Source organism: Cupriavidus pauculus (assembly GCF_022179805.1).
GTDB lineage: Bacteria > Pseudomonadota > Gammaproteobacteria > Burkholderiales > Burkholderiaceae > Cupriavidus > Cupriavidus pauculus_E.
Map to the genome: position 1 here is coordinate 41,077 of NZ_BPUO01000008.1, position 19,813 is coordinate 60,889.

Here is a 19,813-nt window from a genome sequence, read left to right on the forward strand (position 1 = left end):
GTTTTTGTATGCCGGCAGCCGTATGAATTGAATCTTTCTTAATTCACTGCCGACTCCCCGCAAACCCTTGCTGCTGGCCGAAAACTGCGTGCTATATTCGCCACGCAGTATTCCCGGAAAGCAGTGTTCTTGCTGCGATATTCACAGGGCACCCCGATATGACGGAACTCGTGTCAGGCCTGCTACGTGGCTGCATGCGAACAATTGTGGTGTTGGCCGCCGTGCTGCCGGCCGCACTTCCGCTCGAAGTTGGCGCCCAGACTGCGGCACCGGCTTCGGCACCCGCTTCGACACCACCTTCGCCCGCCCCGGATTCGGCCGCGACACCACCCGGGCGCGCGCAGACCCTGACCTTTGCCCAGATGGGCGCCAACTACACGATCCCGCTACGCGGAGTCGATCCCGACCGCACCGTCAACGTCGGCGTACGTCTTGACGAGGTGGTGACGGCGGCCAGGCTGAAGCTCGTCTTTACCTATTCGCCTTCGCTGATCTATCCGCTTTCGCACCTGAAGATCCGCCTGAACGACGAAGTCGTGGCCACGCTGCCGCTCGACAAGGAGCACGCAGGCCAGCAAGTCTCGCGCGAGATCGATCTCGATCCGCGCTTCTTCACCGATTTCAATCGCATCAACGTGCAGATGATCGCGCACTACACGCTCGATCATTGCGAAGACCCCTACCACTCCAGCCTGTGGACCGACATCAGCCCCACCAGCACGCTGACGCTGACCAAGTCCACGGTGACGCTGCCCGATAACCTGGCGCTGCTGCCCGCGCCGTTCTTCGACCGCCGCGACAATCGCCGCGTGACCGTGCCGTTCGTGCTGCCCGCCAATGCCGATCCGGTCACGCTGCGCGCGGCGGGCGTGGTGGCGTCGTGGCTGGGCGCGCTGGCCAGCTATCGCGAGCTGCGCTTTCCGGTGACACGCACGGCGCCGGCCGATGCCCACGCCATCGCACTGGTCCTGCCCAACGCCCAGCCCGACGGCATCCGGCTGGAGAAGATCGACGGCCCGACCGTCAGCGTCATGCCCAATCCGGCCAACCCGGGCCGCAAGCTGCTGGTGCTGGCGGGCCGCACGCCGCAGGAGCTGGAAGTGGCCGCCAACGCCGTGGTGCTGGGCAAGGCCGGCATGGCCGGGCCCAGCACGCTGGTGAAGACGGTGGACCTGGGCAAGCCGCGCCAGCCCTATGACGCGCCGGCCTGGGCGCCGGTGAATCGGCCGGTCATGTTCAAGGAACTGGTGACGGACCCACAACAGCTCCAGGTATCGGGCGCCAGCCCCGACGCGATCCGCGTGAACCTGAAGGTTCCCGCCGACCTGTTCGGCTGGAACGAGCGCTCGGTGCCGCTGAACATGAAGTACCGCTACACGGCGCCGTCCACCTACAACGACTCGGTGCTCAGCATCGACGTGAACGACCAGCTTGTGCGGTCGTACCGGCTCAAGCCGCTGACCGTGCAGACCGACGAAAACCTGGTCAGCGTGCCATTGCTGTCGGGCGGCAGCGCCAGCGTCAGCAACGAGATCCTGATCCCGGCGTTCCGCGTGGGCAGCAACAACCAGATGCAGTTCCGCTTCCATATCGACTCGCAGAAGACCGGGCTGTGCGCGTCCACCGCCGCCAACGTGGCGCGTGCCGCGGTGGACCCCGATTCGTCGATCGACTTCAGCGGCTTCCTGCACTACGCGGCGCTGCCCAACCTGGCGTTCTTCGCCAATAGCGGCTACCCGTTTACCCGCATGGCCGACCTGGCCGATACCGCCGTGGTGATTCCCGACGCGCCCGGCACGATTGACCAGGAGGCCCTGCTGACCGTGCTGGGGCACATGGGCAAATGGACCGGCCTGCCGTCGCTGCGCGTGAGCGTGGTGCCCGCCAAGTCCATCGAAACGGTGAAGGATCGCGATCTCGTGGTGATCGGCACCGGCAGTGCCGCGCAGGTGCTGCAGCAATGGGGCAAGTCGCTGCCGCTGCTGATCCAGCAGGGCAGGACCGAGATCGCATTGCGCGACCAGCGCTCGCACGCCTGGTCGAACTGGCTGAGCGGCGTGGAGGCCGACAATATCTCGCCGGCAGGCCGCGCGATCCTTGCTGCCGATGGCCCGCTGGCTGCGCTGATCGGCTTTGAATCGCCCTACGCGGAACAGCGCAGCGTGGTGGCACTGACTGCGTCCAGCGACGACCGCGTGCGCGACGTGCTGGACGTGCTGGAAGACCCCGGCAAGGTGGCCCAGATCCGTGGCGATCTCACCGTGATCCGCCAGCGCGACCTGGAAGGGCTGCGGCTGGGCGATACCTATTACGTCGGCAATCTGCCGTGGTATGCGCGGCTGTGGATGCATATGTCGGCGCATCCCGCGCTGCTTGCCATGGCCGGCATCCTGGCCGGGCTGCTGGTGGCGCTGACACTGTTCTGGGCGCTGGGCCGGCTGGCGGCACGCCGCAATGGAGGCTGACATGCGGCGGGCACGGGCCTGGCTGCGTCGGATATCGATACGCTGCGCGGTCGCCTGCGTGCTTGTCGGCGCGGCGGCAGGCGCAGCGGCACCAGCCATGGCCGCATCGTGTCCGTGGCCCGACTGGGACGCCTTCCGGCGCAACACGATCAGCCAGGACGGCCGCGTGATCGACGCCAGCAGCGACCAGCAAATCACGGTGTCCGAAGGCCAGTCCTACGCCCTGTTCTTCGCGCTCGTGGCCAACGACCGCGCCACCTTCGACAAGCTGCTGACCTGGACCGAGAACAACCTCGCCCAGGGCGATCTGGCTGGGCATCTGCCGGCATGGATCTGGGGCAAGCGTACCGAGGGCGAGCACGCAGGCACCTGGGGCGTGATCGACCCGAATCCGGCATCCGATGCCGACCTGTGGATTGCCTACACGCTGCTGGAGGCGGGCCGGCTCTGGAAGGAACGGCGCTACACGGCACTGGGCACGCTGGTCGCCCGGCGCGCCCTGCACGACGAAACGGCCGTGCTGCCGGGGCTGGGCCGCACCGTGCTGCCCGGCTCGGTCGGCTTTCATCCGGACCCCGATACCTGGCGCCTGAATCCGAGCTATGTACCGTTGCCGCTGATGCGCCGCCTCGCGGCCCTGCTCGGGGCCGAAGACAGCGGATGGAAGACGCTGGTCGAAACATCGGCGCGGCTGGTGGTGGATACCGCACCGAAGGGTTTCTCGCCTGACTGGGTGCTGTACCGCAAGGGGCGCGGCTTCCTGCCCGACACGCAGACGCAGGCCGGCGGCTCGTACAACGCCATCCGTGTGTACCTGTGGGCCGGCATGACCGCCCCGCGTGACCCGCTGCGCCAATCGGTGCTGCACGCATTCCGTCCGATGGCCGACTACGTGGTGGCCCACGGCCACCCGCCCGAGCGCGTCGACACGCAGGCGGGCACGTTCGGGCCCAATGCGGGCAACGCGGGCTTTTCCGCCGCGGTGGCGCCGTACCTTGCCGCGCTGGGGCTTGGCGACGCGGCCAGCGCGCAGGCGGCCCGCGCTCGCACGCTGGCCAAGGAACCCTCGTTTGGCTACTACAGCCAGGTCCTGGCGCTGTTCGGCCTGGGCCATCTCGACGGACATTTCCGCTTCGAAGCGGACGGCACGCTGGTGCCGGCCTGGGAATCCCCATGCCCCGCAACGCGCTAGCCCCCACGCTGGCGCTGTTGCTGGCCACGCCCGCCATGCCTGCCTTCGCCGCAGACCCCGCCCCCACCCCTGCCCCGCAGGCCGCGCCCTCCGCGCAGATGGCGCAACTGCTGGCGGCCGCAAGGATGTGGGAGGCCAAGAACCGCACGGACATGGCTCGCGGCATCCTGGACAAGGCGTTGCTGATCGACCCGAACCAGCCCGAAGCACTGAAGCTGCTGGGCTTGATCGAGATCCGTTCGAACCGGCCGGCCGAAGCCGAGAAGCTGCTGCGGAAGCTACGCGCCGCGGCACCCGACAGCGCGGCCACGCTGGAACTCGATGACGCGTACCGGATTGCCACGCGCGACAAGCGCGAAATGGCCAATATCCAGTTGCTCTCGCGCAGCGGCCACGACGAGGAAGCCGTGCAACGGCTGGAAAAACTGTTTCCGCGCGGCGCACCGGCCGGCAGCCTGGCGCGCACCTACTACCGCGTGCTGTCCGGCACGCCTGCCGGCCGCACGCGCGCCATCGCCGAACTACGCCAGCGCATCCGGGCCAATCCGAACGACATGCAGCTCAAGCTCACGCTGGGCGACCTGCTGACCGACCGCGAGGGTACCCGCCAGGAAGGCATGGCCCTGCTCTACGAGGTCACGCAGCGGCCAGATGGCGACCGCACGACCGCGCTCGATATCTGGCGCCGCACGCTGTACCGCGTCAACGAGGACCCGGCCTACTACGTCTGGTTCGAGCGCTACCTCAAGGAAGTGCCCGACGACAAGCCCACACAGGAAACGCTGGCCGCACTCGGCAAGAAGGTGACCGCGCAGCGCAAGCTGGAGGCGGACCCGGCGTACCAGGCGCGCCAGCGCGGGCTGGCCCAGCTCGAGCGCGGGCAACTCAAGGACGCCGACATCGCGCTGCAGAAGGCCTATCAGAAGCGTCGCAACGACGCCGAAGTGGTGGGCGGCCTGGGGCTGGTGCGGCTGCGCGAAGGCCGTCACGACGAGGCGCGCGAGCTGTTCACGCGTGCCAACCAGCTCGACCCCAGCAACAAGTGGCGCAGCCTGATCGCCACTGCCACGTTCTGGGGCACGGTGGCCAAGGCGCGCGAAGCGAACCGGCAAGGCAAGCCGGCCGATGCCGAGCGGCTCGCTCGCCAGGCGCTGGCGCAACAGCCCGACAACGCGGACGCCCAGCACATCCTGGCCGAAGCGCTGGTCGCGCAGAACCGCAACCAGGAAGCCGAGGCAATGCTGCGCCAGATGCTGGCCCGCCCCAAGCCCGACATCGACGCACTGCGCCTGCTGGTGCAGGTGCTGCAGAAGGAAGGCCGCGACGCCGAGGTAGACCCGCTGATCGCCAGCCAGACATCGCGCATGCAGGGCTCGGCCGCCGAACTGCGCGCGATGCGTGCCGACCTGCTGTCCGTGCGCGCGGATCAGAGCCTGGCGCGGCAAGCGCGTAGCCCGGCCATGCGCGATCTCGAAGAGGCCATCCGCTTGCGGCCCGACGACCCGTGGATGCGGTTCACGCTGGCGCGCGTCTATCGCGACGTGAACCTGCCCGCGCTGGGCCGCAGCGTGATGGACGATGGCATGCGCGTGGCGCCCGGCAACGACATGCGCTATGCCACGGCGCTCTACCTGAACAGCGTCGACGACATCGACGCGGCCGCCACCACGCTGGCCGCCGTGCCCGAGGCGCAGCGCTCGGAAGGCATGCGCAACCTGTCCCACAACCTGGCCGCCCAGCAGATGCTGCGCGACGCGCGCCAGCTCGTGGCTCAGGGCCGCGATGACGAGGCGCGGCGACTGCTCGACCAGGCCGCCGTGGAGGCCAAGGACGATCCGCACATGCTGGCCTCGATTGGCCGCGAATGGATTGCACTGGGCGAGACCGACAAGGGCCTGCGGCTGGTGAGCGACTGGCTGGCGGCGCATCCCGACGCGCCGAACCAGGACATCCGCCTGCGCTATGCCGAACTGCTCGCGGCCGCCGACCGTGACGACGCGCTGCGCCAGTGGATCGCCGAGTCGACCGCCCTGCCCGGCATCACCGCCGAGCAGCGCGCCGACTTTGCCGACCAGTCACTGCGGCTGGCGCTGCGCGATACAGACCGCCAGATCGAAGCCGGCGACCTGCGGCGCGCGCACGACGTGCTGTATGCCGTGCCGGCCGCGCAGCAGACCGACCGCCGCTGGCTGCTGGAACTGGCCGACCTGCGCCAGGCCGGCGGCGACTACCGGGGCGCGGCCGAGGCGGCGCGCCAGGTGCTGGCCACCGCGCCGCATGATGCCGGCGCCCAGCTCACGCTGGCGCGCCAGTACGAACTGATGGGCCAGACCAGCCAGGCGCTGGACATCGTGCGCACCGTGCTGGCGGAGACACCCGAGGACGACATCGACACGCGATTGTCGGTCGCGCGCCGCTTCACCGCGATGCGGCGCGAGGACGAGGCGGCGCAAGTGGTCGATGCGCTGGACGCGCGCTTTCCGAACCGTGCCGACATCACCGTGCAGCGCGGCCGCATCGCCCAGTCGCGCGGCGACTTCGACGAAGCCGCCGACATCTACCGTGCGGCCCTGCCGCTGGAGCAGCGCGAAAGCGTGCTGCCTGGCCCCGATGGCACACCTGCCCAGCGCGCTCTGGCCGGTCTGGAGGCACGCCGCGATGGCGAAGTGGCCACGGCCGTCATGCAATCGAACAAGTCGGGCGACGACGGCATCTCGCGGCTGCACGCCACCGAGATACCACTCTACGTGCGCGTGCCGCACGGCTACACGGGCCATGCGTTCTTCCACGCCGATACCGTGCTGCTCGATGCCGGCACGCTGCACGGCGGGGACCCGGTGCGCAACCTACAATTCGGCAAGATTCCGGCGCTCGGCAACGCCGGGCTGGGCAACATCGGCCAGACCGACAAGGGCGTGGCGCTGGCCGCCGGCTACGAGTACGACGGCGCCTACAACAGCTGGCGCGCCGATATCGGCACTACGCCGCTAGGCTTCCTGGAGTCCACGGTGGTGGGTGGCTTTCGCTACCGCGCGGACCTGGGCGTGCAGTCGGTGAGCGTGGATGTGTCGCGCCGCGCGCAGACCAGCTCGCTGATCTCGTACGCGGGTGCACGCGACCCGGTCACGGGCGAGACCTGGGGCGGCATCGTGCGCAATGGCGTACACCTGCGCTATGCGCGCGACGTAGGCCGGCTTGGGCTGTTTGCCGACGTCGGTGCCGGCCTCTACACTGGTGAGAACGTCAAGACGAACCGTGAACTCACGCTGCGAACCGGTTTCGACGTACCGGTCTACACGCAGCGCGACCAGCGCGTGACCAGCGGTCTGGTACTCAACTGGTGGCACTACTCGGAAAACCAGCGCTTCTATACCTTCGGCCATGGCGGCTATTACAGCCCGCAGCGCTATGTATCGGTGGGCATCCCACTGGACTGGACCGGACGCTACGCCAAGTGGTCATGGCGCCTGCTCGGATCGGCCGGCTGGTCATGGACCTATGAAGACGCCGCACCGTTCTTTCCCACGCGGCCCGACCTGCAAGCCATGAGCGGCAATGCCACCTACGGCGGCGGATCGGGCGGCGGATTCAGCTACACGATCGGCGCGACGGTCGAATACACGTTCGCGCCGCACTGGGTGGTGGGCGCCGGCTTCTCGATCGACCGCTCACGCGACTATGCGCCAAATCGTGCGATGGCGTGGCTGCGGTACCTGTTCGACAAGCGACAGTTGCCGGTGCCCTTCCCGCCCACACCGGTCCGGCCGTATTCGGCCTATTGAGCGGCACAACCAGGGAACCGCGATGAACGACGCCGCCTCCACCTCTGCCCCGCCACGCGCCTCGCCGCTGAGGGTCCGGCTGCAAGCGCGCACCCTGCTGGCAATCGAGGGGCTGGCGCCGACGCTGGCCGCGCTGGCGCCGGGCCGCGCCCATGTGGTGTACGCCAGGCCGTCTCCGGCACGCGATGCCCTGTTCTGGCAGACCGCCGCCACCGCGCTGCGCGGCCCTGCCTGCGTGCTGTCCACACGCGATGCCGACGCGATTGCCATGGCACTGCGCGAACACGGCCTGGATATCGAGGTGAACCGAGCGCTGCACGCACGCGCCAACCTGTGCGCGCTGCGCGCGCAGGACGGACGGTCCGGCATCGACACGCTGATGGAGGCGCTGGACGCGCTGGTCGAACAATGCGGCGCGCGCGGCACCACGTTCCTGATCGAAGGCGCGGAGTCGTTCTTCAACTGGCGCGACGCCACCGCGCTGGCGCAAGAAGGCGTGCGGCTCAGCGAATGGTGTGCGGGCGAGCGCTGCGCGCTGCTGCTGGTCATGGCGCCACCCACGGCGGACGACGAGCGGCCCGCGCCGGACCTGCACGGCTTTCATGGCCGCTTCGCCGGCGCGGTGCAGTTGTCGCAGCAGCAGGGCCAGTACACCTGGGAGGTGGCGTTCTGGCGCGACAACCAGGCCGTGGTGGCCGGCGAGGTGCTGCGCCTGCGCTTTGCGCCCGACGAGCATCGGCTGATGGTGGCATCGGAGACCTACAGCGACACCATCGAGGAAGCCGGCATGCTGGCGCCCGACGAACAGCGCTTGATCGTCAGCCGCGATGCGGTGCTGCGCGAACGCTTCATCCCCGAGGACTGGCGCGTGGTGGACAGCAACGAGGCCGCCGTGGCCACGGCCAGCCGCTCGGTGGCCGCCACGGTGATCCTGCACTATGCCGGCACGCACGATCTGGAAACGCTGGCGGGCCAGGTGCACCGGCTGCGACGCAGCGCCGGCCGCGCACTCAAGATCGTGGTCCGTGAAGATCGCGAGGCCATGCGCCAGCACTACGAACTGCTGATGCTGAATCTTGGCGCCAACGCTGTGATTGCGCAGCGCACGCCGTTCGCACGCATGCAGGCGATGATCGACGGGCTGCAGGGCCAGGTGTTCTCGCGGCCGATCCTGGCCGACTATCACACCGCGCTTTCCGCCGTGCTGACCACCACGACCAGCGGCTATGTCACCGCGACGACGTTCATCGCGCTGGTACGCGATGCTGTGGCGCGCAGCCGCATGATCCGCCTGCCACACGTGCTGCTGCAGTTGCCGCTGCTGCCCGAGGTGGCGCATGTCGACGCACTGCGCGCCTGCCGGATGAGCCGCGCGGGCGACCTGTGCACGGCCGGCGGCGACAGCCTCTACGCATTCTTCTTCGCCTGCCGCATGGACGACGTGGACGCCGTCTGCCAGCGCGTGTTCAAGCGCCCGATGGCCGAGCTGTTCGAAGGCGACCTGCGCAGCGGCGACAACGATTCGATCACGGCGGAACTGGCGCGCCTTGAAGCCGCGATCGCCGACCATCCGCCGCCCGACTACAGCACATGGCTGCCGGCGCCGGCGGACGCCGCTGTGCGGCGCGATGAACCGGGGCCAGACGACAACCGCGACGACAAGCACGACGACGCCGAACCGCCGCCCACCACGCTGCCGCTGCTGGCACCGCGCCGCGCCGGCGCGAACGCCGCCCCACGCGCGCTGCCGGATCCCCATCCGGTGCCACTCAAGAGGCAGGACTGAACCATGGCGATCTTTCTCGGCTACTTCATCTGGGGATTGATCCTGGCGGCGCCGCTGGCCTGGATCACCTGGCGCTTCGACCTGCTGCGCTGGCTGCCGCGCTGGACTGCGCCGCGTCCACGCCGCGCCGTGCGGCTGCCCGCGCAACTGGACGCGCTGGTGATCCGGGGCAAGCGCCGGACTGGCGGCGGAGGCCATCGATGAGCAGCGACGCCGCCACCATCGCCATCGTCTCCACCACGGGCGGCGCGGGCCGCAGCACGCTGACCGCCGAGTTGGCGTCGCTGCTGGCATGGCGCAAGCATGCCGTGCTGGCACTGGAGTGCGACCCGCGCAATGTGCTGGGCTTTCACTTCGGACTGCGCGACATCCCGGCCGATGGCATCGGCGCCCACCTGCACGACGCGTCGCCGTCGGCCTGGGCGGCCAGCGGCCAGCGCAGCGATGACGGCGTGCTGTTCGTGCCCTGGGGCGACAGTGCGGAACTGGGCGCCATCGAACGCCTGCCCGCGAACTGGCTGGCGCGCCAGATCGAGCAGGTGGACCTGTCGCGCCACGGCGCCGTGCTGATCGACACCGCGCCCTGGCCGTCGGCCTACGCCAATCAGGCCATCGATGCGGCCGACCTGGTGCTGGTGCTGATGCCGACGCAGCCCGAGACCTGCCTGACGATCCGGCGCCTGACCGACAGCCTGGCCACGCGCGGCAAGACCGCTCGCTACCTGGCCACGCGGCTGCAGCCGGCACGACAACTGGACGTCGATATCGTGGCGATGCTGCAAGCCATGCTCGGCAACGCCATGCTGCCGTACCACGTGCACGAGGACAGCAGCGTGCCGCAAGCGCTGGCGCGCAGCGAATGCTTCAGCCGCAGCACGCCGCATTCGCAGGCCGCGCACGATCTGAACGGGCTGGCATCGTGGCTGTCGGCGTGGATCGAATCGCACGCCGTCGGCGGGAGCCAGCCATGAAGATGCATAACGCGCACGCGGCGGGAGTCCTGCACTGGCTGGCGGCGATACGCGACCGGCTTGCGCGCGAGTTGGGCGTGGGCACCGCCACCGGCACCGTGCCCCATCTGGGCGACTGGGTGCTACGCGTGTTCTTCCGGCCGCCGCGCGCGGGCAAGCCCGATATACCGGCCGAGTGGGCCGCCCTGCTCTACCGGCGCGCGGTGGCGCGCATGGGCGTGGGCCGGCGCCCTCCGGCCGGCACATGGGTCTGGCGATTGTTCATCCGGCCGCCCCGGCCGCGCGTGCGGCTGGCCGCCGATCCGCGCAAGCAGCGCGCCAACGTCGAGCCCGCCCGCAAGAACTGGTTGCGACGGGGGCTCGATCACGTGCTGGAACCGGTCTGGTACGGCACCGCCAGACTGCGGCGCAAGATCCGGACGCACCTGCCGCGCCCCGACTGGAATCGCGTGGCGTATGCCACGGAAGCGGTATCGGCACGCATCGGCCGTATTCCGTTCGTGCTGCCGGTGTCGCTGGTGCTGGCCGCCATCGCGGCTGCCGCCGTCAGCACCACGCCGCTGCCGCTGACCGACCAGGTGGTGCTGTTCGCCGTGGTCTGGGTGGTGCTGAGCGTGGTGCGTCGCGTGCCGGGACGGCTGGCCACCATCACCATGATCGCGATCTCCATACTGATGGCAGGCCGCTACATCTGGTGGCGATCCACGCAGACGCTGCAGTTCTCCAGCGCCATCGAGGCTGCCGTCGGCTACGTGCTGTACGCGGCCGAAGTCTATACGTGGATCGTGCTGGCGCTGGGCTACCTGCAGACGGCCTGGCCGCTGCACCGCAAGCCCAAGCCGCTGCCCGCCGATCCGGAACAGTGGCCCACCGTGGACGTCTTCATTCCGACGTACAACGAATCGCTGAGCGTGATCCAGCCCACTGTGTTCGCCGCGCGCAGCATGGACTGGCCCGCGCACAAGCTGCGTGTCTTCATCCTGGACGATGGCCGCCGGCCCCAGTTCCGCGAGTTCGCCGAGGCCGCCGGCGTGGGCTACCTGACGCGCACCGACAATCGCCACGCCAAGGCCGGCAACATCAACGCCGCGCTGCCGAAGACCGATGGCGACTACATCGCGATATTCGATTGCGACCACATCCCGACGCGCTCGTTCCTGCAGATGACGATGGGCGAGTTCCTGGCCGACCCGCAATGCGCGCTGGTGCAGACGCCCCATCACTTCTTCTCGCCCGATCCGTTCGAGCGCAACTTCGACACGTTCCGGCGCGTGCCCAATGAAGGCAGCCTGTTCTACGGCCTGATCCAGGACGGCAACGACTTCTGGAACGCGACGTTCTTCTGCGGATCGTGCGCGGTCATCAAGCGCACGCCTCTGGAGGAAATCGGGGGCATTGCCGTGGAAACGGTCACCGAGGATGCCCACACGGCGCTGAAGCTCCACCGGCGCGGCTACAACAGCGCCTACCTGCGCACGGTGCAGGCCGCCGGGCTGGCCACCGAAAGCCTGTCGGGCCATATCGGCCAGCGCATCCGGTGGGCGCGCGGCATGGCGCAGATCTTCCGGCTCGACAACCCGATGCTGGGGCGTGGCCTGAAGTTCTTCCAGCGGCTGTGCTACAGCAACGCCATGCTGCACTTCTTCTACGGCATTCCGCGGCTGATCTTCCTGACGATGCCGATCGCGTACCTGTACTTCGGCCTGCACGTGATCAACACCTCGGCGCTGCTGATCACCGCCTACGTGGTGCCCTACCTGCTGATCGCCAACATCACCAACTCGCGCCTGCAGGGCCGCTTCCGCCATTCGTTCTGGGCCGAGGTCTATGAGTCGGTGCTGGCCTGGTACATCGTGCTGCCCACCACGGTGGCGTTCATCAACCCGCGCGCAGGCAAGTTCAACGTCACGGCCAAGGGCGGCCAGATTGCCGACGACTACCTGGACTGGACCATCTCCAAGCCCTATCTGTTCCTGCTGGCGCTCAACGTGATCGGGCTTGCGGCCGGCATTACGCGGCTGCTGTTCTGGGGTACCGAGGAGCCCGCCACGGTGCTGATGAACATGGCGTGGGCGCTATTCAACCTGATGATGCTGGGCGCGGCGATTGGCGTGGCCCGCGAGGCGCGCCAGGTGCGCGTGTCGCACCGCATTCCCATGCGCGTGCCGGCCACGCTGCTGCTGCCCGACGGCCGCACGCTGGCCTGCAAGACCGAGAACTATTCGATGGGCGGGCTTGGCGTGGTGCTACCGATCGACGTGGCGCTGCCGGAAGGGGCGCGCGTGGGCGTGTGCCTGTCGCGCGGGTCGCGCACCTATCACTTTCCATCGGTGGTCACGCGCAACGTCAACCGGCACCTGGGCGTGCGCATGGAAGACCTGACGATGGAACGCGAGACGCAACTGATCCAGTGCACGTTCGGCCGCGCCGACGCCTGGGTCGACTGGCTGGACGACGAGCGCGCCGACGCGCCGCTGCGCAGCCTGAAGGAAGTCATGGAAATGGGCTACCAGGGCCTGTTGCGGCTCTACGACGCCTTTATCGATGCGGTGGACCTGGTGCTGGCGCGACGCCGGTCGCGCGCACCCTGATCCCCGCCAGACGAGCACGACATGGGACTCTGGAACCTCTACTTCATCGCCAAGCTCTACCTGTTCCATACCGGGCAGATGAAGCCGATATGGATCCTGAACATCGTCTTTGCGCTGCTGCTGGTGGCGCCCATGGAATCGCGGCCGCTGCGCGTGATCCGGCAGGTCCTGGCGATAGGCGTGGGCGCCGCGCTGGCGTGGCGCGAATCGATGCTGCCGCCGTTCGAACGCGTGATCTCGCAGTTCTCGAACATCCGGGCGTTCACGCCGGCCTACCTGGTGGAGTTGCTGCAGCGGCTGGTGTCGATCCAGATGGTGGTGGCCGTGCTGCTGGTGCTGGCGGTCTTCCTGCTGGTGAACCGCTGGCTGCGCACCACCACGTTCGTGCTGATCGCGCTGTTCGCGATGCCGTTCTGGTACGGCCTGGGCATCGAGCTGCCGGGCAGGAGCCAGGCCGTGGCACGCGCCGCCGACAGCCCACGCGCCGACATCAACGCCACCAACAACTACGACGCGATCCTGGCCGCGTTCCGTCAGCAGGAGGCGCAACGCACCGCCACCGTGGCACCGCTGACCGCCAGCCCCGACGCGCAGTTCGATGTGATCATCCTGCACATCTGCTCGCTGTCGTGGGACGACCTGGATGCCGCCCGCAGCCTGAACCATCCGCTGCTGTCGCGCTTCGACTACCTGTTCAAAAACTTCAGCTCGGCCGCCAGCTACAGCGGCCCGGCCGCGATCCGCGTGCTGCGCGGCGCCTGCGGACAGCAACCGCACAAGAACCTGTACGATCCGGCCCCGGCCGAATGCCACATCTTCGCGGACCTGGCGCAGGCCGGCTTCACGCCGCATGTGCTGATGAACCACGACGGGCGCTTCGACGATTTCCGTGGCTTCGTAGACAAGGAAATCGGCATGCCCGGCATCCAGCCCGAGGCCACCGACGGCGTGCCCGTGGCCATGCGCGCCTTCGACGACTCGCCGGTGCTCGGCGATTTCAACACGTTCGACAGCTGGTACACCAAGCGGCTGGCGCAGGACAAGAAGCCCGTGGCGCTCTACTACAACACCGTGACGCTGCACGACGGCAACCGGCTGCCAGGCAAGCGCCTGACCAGCCTGGAGTCGTACCCGCTGCGGCTCAAGGCGCTGCTGGACGACGTGGACCGGATCATCGACACCATCGCCAAATCGGGTCGCAAGGCGGTTGTGATCTTCGTGCCGGAGCACGGTGCCGCGCTGCGCGGGGACAAGAACCAGATCTCGGGCCTGCGCGAGATTCCGACGCCGAACATCATCCACGTACCCGTGGGTGTGAAACTCGTCGGGTTGCCGGGCACGGAAACGCCGCAGCCCGTGACCATCGATGCGCCGATGAGCTTCCTGGGCCTGTCGCAGCTGATGTTCAACCTGATCGCCGACAGTCCGTTCCGCCAGGGCGCGCCGGAGCTGTCCCACTATTCGGACGACCTGCCGCAGACCCAGATGGTGGGCGAGAACGAAGGCACCGTCACGATGAAGCGCACCGATGGCTATGTGGTGCACACGCCCGATGGCGTCTGGGTGGAACAGAAATGAGCGCGCGCCCGATCACCCGGCTGATCACGTCGCGCAAGGCGGCCATCGCCTACAACGATGTCGACGCGCTGGCCCAGAAGGTGGACGGCTTTGACAACGGCAACTACTTCGACCAGCAAGGCGAAGTGGAGACCGCCGAGGCCACGCAACGCTGGCCGCTGCTGGCGCGGGCGATGGGGTTGGACCTTACCGCCCCGGAGACCGGAGAACCCGCGCAATACGCTAATGCCGCCACCCCTCGCGAGTAGGGCCGCCTCACCGGATTTACAGCAGTTTTCGTCACGGATTCGACATAAACGCCGCCTAGACTCGGGGCCATTTTCCAATTCCCCGCTTGCTTCCTCATGTCCGGCTTCCTGGTGGATTCCCCTGCTGCGCGACCGCGCTTCCGGCAGCCATGCGCAGAGGACCTGGCCGTGCCTACGCCATCGGTCACCACCGACCACACGAACCAGGACGTGCTGGAAGTCTTTGCGCTGCACCGTGAGCTCGCCTGCTTGCCCGTCACCGAGCAAGGCCGGCCGATCGGCCTGATCAACCGGTCGATCTTCCTGTCGCAGATGAGCAAGCCGTATCACCGCGAGCTCTACAACCGCAAGAGTTGCATCGCGTTCATGGATAAGGAACCGCTGGTCGTCGACGCCGAGATGAGCATCGACGCGCTGACGTTCCGCACGGTGGAGTATGGCGAGAAGGCGCTGGCCGACGGCTTTATCGTGGCGCGCGCCGGGCAGTACATCGGCCTGGGCCACGGCCTGCAACTGATGCGCGTGGTAGCCGACATGCAGGCCGAGCGCAACCGCCAGATCATGCACAGCATCGACTACGCGAGCACGATCCAGCGGGCCATGCTGCGTACGTCGCGCGAAACGCTGACTGCCACGCTGGCCGACGCCGCGCTGGTGTGGGAGCCGCGCGACGTGGTGGGCGGGGACTTCTATCACTTTGCCGCGTTCAAGGATGGCTGGTTCGCCGCGCTGGCCGACTGCACCGGCCACGGCGTGCCGGGCGCCTTCATGACACTGATTGCGTCGTCGCTGCTGACCCAGGCGCTGGAGCAACTGGGCCCGCGTGATCCGGGCGCACTGCTGATGGCCGTGAACCGTGGCATCAAGCAGATGCTGGGCCAGACGGACCGCGAACGGGTTGGCGAAGCACGCCCGCTGCGCGACACCTCGGAATCGGACGATGGCCTGGATGCCGCGTTCTTCTGGTTCGACAACGCCACGCGCCAGCTCACGTTCGCCGGCGCGAAATCGTCGCTGTTCGTGCTGCAGCCCGGCGACGCCGATGGCGAGATGATCAACGGCGCGCGCATGGGCGTGGGCTACGTGGACACCACCATGGACTACGTCTGGCAGAACGGCACCGTGCCCACGCAGACCGGTACGCTGGTATTCGTGACCACCGACGGCCTGATCGACCAGATCGGCGGGCCCAAGGAAATCGCGTTTGGCAAGCGCCGCATGCGCGAGGCGATCTGCGCGCGGCGCGACGCGTCGGCCGCGCAGATCAGCGACGCCGTGCTGGACGTGCATCGCACGTGGCAAGGCGAGCAGCGCCGCCGCGACGACCTGACCTTCTTTTGCTTCCGTGCGCAATGACTCACGTTTTGCGCACCCAACCGTTTGCCCATGACCGCCGCACAATCGATTGACAAGGAATTTGAGCCTTTCTTCCAGATGGCTCGGGAACGCAACGTGATTTTCTACTACGTCGGCTACTTTTCGCAGAACATCATCGCCGCCATGTCCGATGCGGTGCGCCTGCAGCTTACCGTGAGCGGCGTGGATGGCACCACGCGGCGCAAGCTGTTCTCGTCGTTCGTGGAGATGGCGCAGAACATCGTGCACTATTCCTCGGATTCGCTGACGGCGCCGTCGCAGCCCGATGGCCAGCTGCGCCACGGGTCGGTCTGCATCAGTATGGTGGACGAGCACTATCGACTGATGTGTTCGAACCCGGTTTCCTCGGCCCGCGTGGAGCAGTTGCGCGGCTCGCTGGAGAAGGTGCGGACCATGACACTGGAAGAGATCAAGCGCGCCTACAAGGAAACGTTGCGCGCGGACGCCCCCGAGGGCAGCAAGGGCGCCGGGCTCGGCTTCCTGACGATGGCGCGAGATGCCAGCGCGCCCCTGGAGTACAACTTTCAGCCGATCGATACGGACCCGGTTTCGACGATGTTTCAGCTCGTCGCCACCATCTGACCCGACCGATCGCACAGAACGCCATGGAAAACCTGTTTATCGCCGCCACGCCAAGCTCGCCGGAAGTGAGCTTCGATTTCGCGCGGCACACGCTCTCGCTCAAGGGCGAGTCGTATCCCGAGAATGCCGCCGTGTTCTACGGCGAAGCCCTGAGCCGCCTGCGCACTTACCTGACGGACTGCGAGGACACGGACATCACCGTGAACGTGGCCCTGACGTACTTCAACAGCTCCAGCACCAAGATGCTGTTCAGCATGTTCGACGCGCTCAACGAGGCGGCCGAACGCGGCAACCACGTCACACTGCACTGGTTCCACGACGAGGACGACGACACGATCCTGGAATTCGGCCAGGAACTGCACGATGACTTTCCCGCCATCGAGTTCATCGACGAAGTGACCACCAGCAGTTGAACGCACCGCGCGACATGCCCTCCGCCGCAGCCATGTCGGAACCGGACCTGTTCGAATCGGAGAACAGCGCCCTAGCGCACGCCAAGGCCGTGTTCTGCGACGTCGACGCGGGCGAGGAAGCCTATCGCCATACGCTCGGCCAGCTGATCAGCTACTACGAACGGCTCATGCGGGAAACGCGCCGACTGATCCGGCGCAGCGACCGCGAAGAGCTGGAAATGAACCGGCTGAACCACCGGCTGCAGGAGCTGGCACAGGAGCTTGAATATCGGGCCACGCACGACACGCTGACCGGCGCCCTGAATCGCGGCGCCGTGATCGACCGCGCCACGGCCGCGCTGGCGCGCGGCAGCCTGGCGCTGATCGTGCTCGACATCGACTACTTCAAGCGGCTCAACGACGATTTCGGGCACCCGGCCGGTGACACCGTGATCTGCGGCGTGACAGCCTGTCTGAAGGACACCGTCCGCGCGGAAGGCGCCATCGGGCGCGTGGGGGGCGAGGAATTCGCGGCACTATTGCCTGGAATATCCATGGACGACGCGCTGGAACTGGCCGAGCAGATGCGCCGCGCGATTGCCGACCTCGGCTTTCCGCCGCCCGTGAACCGCCAGGTAACCGCCAGCTTTGGCGTCAGCTGGTCGGCCCAGGGCCGCAGCTTCGAGCACGCCTACGGCCGCGCCGACGAAGCCCTTTACGAAGCCAAGCGCAGCGGCCGCAATCGCGTGACGCGCGCCCTCGCGGCCTGAGCAGCGCCGCCTGCGCCCTGCTTCGCCCGCGTTATTGCCTGCCGATCCTCTCGGGGTGCGTGGCGTAGTACGCCAGAACCAGCGATGCGGTGAACGCCATGCCGGCCACGGCAAATGCGATCAGCGTCGACACGGCAAATCCTCCGTTTTCCTTCGACATGCGGGGCTCCGGTGAAGTGGGTGTCCTTGCATGGTAGGCGGGACTGTCCGACTTTGCGAATCGTCTCATATCAATCGGAGCGAAAACACGCGAGAGTCAGGGCTGAACAGTTCAGGCCAAGGAGGCTTACCAATATGCGAGGACAGACCAGACATCGATCGGGCAGACGCCACTATCGTACGGACACGGTGACCTGGGGCGAATTCGACGCGCACCTGCGGCGCTTCGACGAGCGTCTGGACCAGCCGCTCGAACGCATCGACGCGCGCTTCGCCGCCATGGACAAGCGCGCGGCGGCAACCGAAAAACGAATCGAGCAGTTGTCCGGCGAGATGAATCGCGGGTTCGATCGCCTGAGCGCCGAGATGGACCGTGGCTTCCGGCTCGAACGCGAACGCGTGGACGTTCAGTTTGCCGCGTTGCATGAGCGGCAGCGGGAGCACGAGGTCCGCTTCACGGAACAGCTCAAGCTGAACCGCGAGGAATTCCTGGAAACGCGCCGGGAAACCCGATCGCTGAAATGGAACATCTGGATTGCCGCCAGCGCAACCGCCGTCGCGCTGGCCAGCCTCAACGCGACCATGACGTCGGGGATCATCAGCGCGTTCGAATCGGGCAGGAACATGGCGGCGGCAAGCGCCGCGCAGGTTGACAGGACAACCACGCCGCAACGGAAACTTCCCCTCCACCGTAGGGAAGACGCCGGAGATACATTAGAAGACAATCAACCCCAGTCATGATTGACCCCATGACATTTATCCCGGCCCGCTCGCCCCCGCGCAGCGGGCACTTTTTTTGGGGCTCAGGTTATTGCGTCGCCGTCGCACCGGAAATCGAGCGCCCGGATCGCATCGGTCATGAAGTCGATGAACACGCGAATGCGCGCGGGCAGGTGCTGGCGGCTGAGGTAGCAGAGATAGTGGCCGCGATCGGACGGCGCATACGAAGGCATTGCCACCACCAGTTGCCCGGCGGCAATGTGCTCGCGCACCAGGTAGCCCGCCGTCTGTGCGATGCCCTGCCCCTGCAGCACGGCGTCGAGCACGAGTTCAAAGTCATTGAAAGTACGCCGGGGAGCGGGCTGGTACTTGCGCAACTGGCCGTCGACATTGAATTCCCACTCGAACAGGCGGCCATGCCAGAAGCGATAGTTGATGCACTGATGCGCGACTAGATCGTCGGGGGTTTCGGGCAGCCCGTATTCCTGCGCATACGCGGGCGATGCCACCATGATCATCTGCATCGGCATCAGGAGCTTGCCGACGATGGCCGAGTCCTCGATACGGCCATTGCGGAACGCCACGTCGATATCGTCCGACACAAAGTCGGTCGGCCGGTCGTCGAGCAGCAGTTCCAGGTCGATGCCTGGATAGACCTTGGAAAAGCGTTCGAGCAGCGGCGCCACGACGCGTCGACCAAAACACAGTGACGAGCTGATGCGCACCAGTCCACTGGGCGGCCCCGTACGCAGATCGATCATCTCGCGCATCGCATCGACGATATGCGTCACGCCGAGATGGCAGTTGTCGTAGAAGCGCTGGCCTTCGCGCGTGAGCGTCGTCGTACGCGTGGTGCGCAGAAACAATCGCGTATTCAACTGGGCTTCCAGCTTCGAGACATTGCGACTGACCGCCGAGCGCCCGATACCCAGCCGCTGAGCCGCCTTGGCAAAGTTTCCTTCGCTCGCCACGGCCACGAACGCCATGATGCCCGCGTAGCTCGACGCAAAACTGGCAGACAACGGGTTGGCGCGCTGCGTGCCATCCAGCTCGATGCCACGCTCCAATATTTCCAAATCGCTCATGCAGGGAAGTCTCGATGCTCGCGTCCAGGTCACGCGAAAATAATTGACCAGTCAGATATTAACGCAAGACGCAACCCACGCGGACGCCGCCGAAGCCACTTGCCGTCACGGCATG

General features: G+C 67.2%; 16 protein-coding genes. 14 read left to right on the forward strand and 2 right to left on the reverse strand.

Annotation, left to right across the window (positions count from 1 at the left end; all coding sequences use genetic code 11):
• Positions 1-194: 194 nt before the first annotated feature.
• From bcsB to MFF62_RS17745, 13 genes are all read left to right on the forward strand, one after another.
• Positions 195-2,465 carry a cellulose biosynthesis cyclic di-GMP-binding regulatory protein BcsB gene (gene bcsB / locus MFF62_RS17685; protein WP_238264438.1) on the forward strand — a complete coding sequence of 757 codons (2,271 nt, stop codon included), beginning with the start codon at positions 195-197 and terminating at the stop codon, positions 2,463-2,465.
• A 1-nt stretch (position 2,466) separates the two neighbouring features.
• Positions 2,467-3,657, forward strand: coding sequence for a cellulose synthase complex periplasmic endoglucanase BcsZ (gene bcsZ / locus MFF62_RS17690; RefSeq protein WP_404990781.1), 1,191 nt, complete (start codon positions 2,467-2,469; stop codon positions 3,655-3,657).
• Positions 3,639-7,439 (forward strand): cellulose synthase subunit BcsC-related outer membrane protein, encoded by a 3,801-nt coding sequence (locus MFF62_RS17695; RefSeq protein WP_238264440.1) that lies wholly within the window; start codon positions 3,639-3,641, stop codon positions 7,437-7,439. Before bcsZ ends, MFF62_RS17695 begins: the two co-directional genes overlap by 19 nt.
• Before the next feature lie 22 nt (positions 7,440-7,461).
• Positions 7,462-9,225 carry a cellulose biosynthesis protein BcsE gene (bcsE, locus tag MFF62_RS17700; RefSeq protein WP_238264441.1) on the forward strand — a complete coding sequence of 588 codons (1,764 nt, stop codon included), beginning with the start codon at positions 7,462-7,464 and terminating at the stop codon, positions 9,223-9,225.
• A 3-nt stretch (positions 9,226-9,228) separates the two neighbouring features.
• The gene (locus MFF62_RS17705) at positions 9,229-9,429 is read left to right on the forward strand and encodes a hypothetical protein (RefSeq protein WP_238264442.1); all 201 of its coding nucleotides are present in this window, start codon (positions 9,229-9,231) and stop codon (positions 9,427-9,429) included.
• A complete protein-coding gene (gene bcsQ, locus MFF62_RS17710; RefSeq protein ID WP_238264443.1) occupies positions 9,426-10,196 on the forward strand; it encodes a cellulose biosynthesis protein BcsQ in 771 nt (256 codons plus the stop codon). The genes MFF62_RS17705 and bcsQ overlap by 4 nt, the downstream gene beginning before the upstream one ends.
• Complete coding sequence (bcsA, locus tag MFF62_RS17715) at positions 10,193-12,787, forward strand: UDP-forming cellulose synthase catalytic subunit (protein WP_238264444.1); 2,595 nt, start codon at positions 10,193-10,195, stop codon at positions 12,785-12,787. Before bcsQ ends, bcsA begins: the two co-directional genes overlap by 4 nt.
• A 21-nt stretch (positions 12,788-12,808) precedes the next feature.
• Complete coding sequence (gene bcsG, locus MFF62_RS17720; protein WP_238264445.1) at positions 12,809-14,365, forward strand: cellulose biosynthesis protein BcsG; 1,557 nt, start codon at positions 12,809-12,811, stop codon at positions 14,363-14,365.
• Positions 14,362-14,613 (forward strand): BcsR/BcsP family cellulose biosynthesis protein, encoded by a 252-nt coding sequence (gene bcsR, locus MFF62_RS17725; protein WP_238264446.1) that lies wholly within the window; start codon positions 14,362-14,364, stop codon positions 14,611-14,613. The genes bcsG and bcsR overlap by 4 nt, the downstream gene beginning before the upstream one ends.
• Positions 14,614-14,709: 96 nt before the next feature.
• Positions 14,710-15,969 (forward strand): SpoIIE family protein phosphatase, encoded by a 1,260-nt coding sequence (locus MFF62_RS17730; RefSeq protein ID WP_238264447.1) that lies wholly within the window; start codon positions 14,710-14,712, stop codon positions 15,967-15,969.
• Positions 15,970-15,999: 30 nt separating this feature from the next.
• A complete protein-coding gene (locus MFF62_RS17735) occupies positions 16,000-16,572 on the forward strand; it encodes a SiaB family protein kinase (protein ID WP_238264448.1) in 573 nt (190 codons plus the stop codon).
• 23 nt (positions 16,573-16,595) lie between these two features.
• Positions 16,596-16,985 (forward strand): DUF1987 domain-containing protein, encoded by a 390-nt coding sequence (locus MFF62_RS17740; RefSeq protein WP_238264449.1) that lies wholly within the window; start codon positions 16,596-16,598, stop codon positions 16,983-16,985.
• A 32-nt stretch (positions 16,986-17,017) separates the two neighbouring features.
• Positions 17,018-17,734 (forward strand): GGDEF domain-containing protein, encoded by a 717-nt coding sequence (locus tag MFF62_RS17745; protein WP_238264748.1) that lies wholly within the window; start codon positions 17,018-17,020, stop codon positions 17,732-17,734.
• A gap of 31 nt (positions 17,735-17,765) precedes the next feature.
• Here MFF62_RS17745 and MFF62_RS30785 read toward each other — a convergent pair whose 3' ends face one another.
• Positions 17,766-17,894, reverse strand: coding sequence for a hypothetical protein (locus tag MFF62_RS30785; RefSeq protein ID WP_283205353.1), 129 nt, complete (start codon positions 17,892-17,894; stop codon positions 17,766-17,768).
• Between the two features lie 188 nt (positions 17,895-18,082).
• Between MFF62_RS30785 and MFF62_RS17750 the strand changes: the two genes are divergently transcribed.
• Positions 18,083-18,634 (forward strand): hypothetical protein, encoded by a 552-nt coding sequence (locus tag MFF62_RS17750; protein ID WP_238264450.1) that lies wholly within the window; start codon positions 18,083-18,085, stop codon positions 18,632-18,634.
• Between the two features lie 62 nt (positions 18,635-18,696).
• Here the strand turns inward: MFF62_RS17750 and MFF62_RS17755 are convergent, their stop codons facing one another.
• On the reverse strand, positions 18,697-19,698 hold the full coding sequence (locus MFF62_RS17755; RefSeq protein WP_238264451.1) for a LysR family transcriptional regulator: 1,002 nt from the start codon (positions 19,696-19,698) through the stop codon (positions 18,697-18,699).
• Between the last annotated feature and the right edge of the window lie 115 nt (positions 19,699-19,813).

What these genes read in the sequence shown, in the direction of transcription:
- bcsB (WP_238264438.1), top strand. Translation starts at nt 195, where the DNA reads ATGCGAACAATTGTGGTGTTGGCCGCCGTGCTGCCGGCCGCACTTCCG.
- bcsZ (WP_404990781.1), top strand. Translation starts at nt 2,467, where the DNA reads ATGCGGCGGGCACGGGCCTGGCTGCGTCGGATATCGATACGCTGCGCG.
- MFF62_RS17695 (WP_238264440.1), top strand. Translation starts at nt 3,639, where the DNA reads ATGCCCCGCAACGCGCTAGCCCCCACGCTGGCGCTGTTGCTGGCCACG.
- bcsE (WP_238264441.1), top strand. Translation starts at nt 7,462, where the DNA reads ATGAACGACGCCGCCTCCACCTCTGCCCCGCCACGCGCCTCGCCGCTG.
- MFF62_RS17705 (WP_238264442.1), top strand. Translation starts at nt 9,229, where the DNA reads ATGGCGATCTTTCTCGGCTACTTCATCTGGGGATTGATCCTGGCGGCG.
- bcsQ (WP_238264443.1), top strand. Translation starts at nt 9,426, where the DNA reads ATGAGCAGCGACGCCGCCACCATCGCCATCGTCTCCACCACGGGCGGC.
- bcsA (WP_238264444.1), top strand. Translation starts at nt 10,193, where the DNA reads ATGAAGATGCATAACGCGCACGCGGCGGGAGTCCTGCACTGGCTGGCG.
- bcsG (WP_238264445.1), top strand. Translation starts at nt 12,809, where the DNA reads ATGGGACTCTGGAACCTCTACTTCATCGCCAAGCTCTACCTGTTCCAT.
- bcsR (WP_238264446.1), top strand. Translation starts at nt 14,362, where the DNA reads ATGAGCGCGCGCCCGATCACCCGGCTGATCACGTCGCGCAAGGCGGCC.
- MFF62_RS17730 (WP_238264447.1), top strand. Translation starts at nt 14,710, where the DNA reads ATGTCCGGCTTCCTGGTGGATTCCCCTGCTGCGCGACCGCGCTTCCGG.
- MFF62_RS17735 (WP_238264448.1), top strand. Translation starts at nt 16,000, where the DNA reads ATGACCGCCGCACAATCGATTGACAAGGAATTTGAGCCTTTCTTCCAG.
- MFF62_RS17740 (WP_238264449.1), top strand. Translation starts at nt 16,596, where the DNA reads ATGGAAAACCTGTTTATCGCCGCCACGCCAAGCTCGCCGGAAGTGAGC.
- MFF62_RS17745 (WP_238264748.1), top strand. Translation starts at nt 17,018, where the DNA reads ATGTCGGAACCGGACCTGTTCGAATCGGAGAACAGCGCCCTAGCGCAC.
- MFF62_RS30785 (WP_283205353.1), bottom strand. Translation starts at nt 17,894, where the DNA reads ATGTCGAAGGAAAACGGAGGATTTGCCGTGTCGACGCTGATCGCATTT.
- MFF62_RS17755 (WP_238264451.1), bottom strand. Translation starts at nt 19,698, where the DNA reads ATGAGCGATTTGGAAATATTGGAGCGTGGCATCGAGCTGGATGGCACG.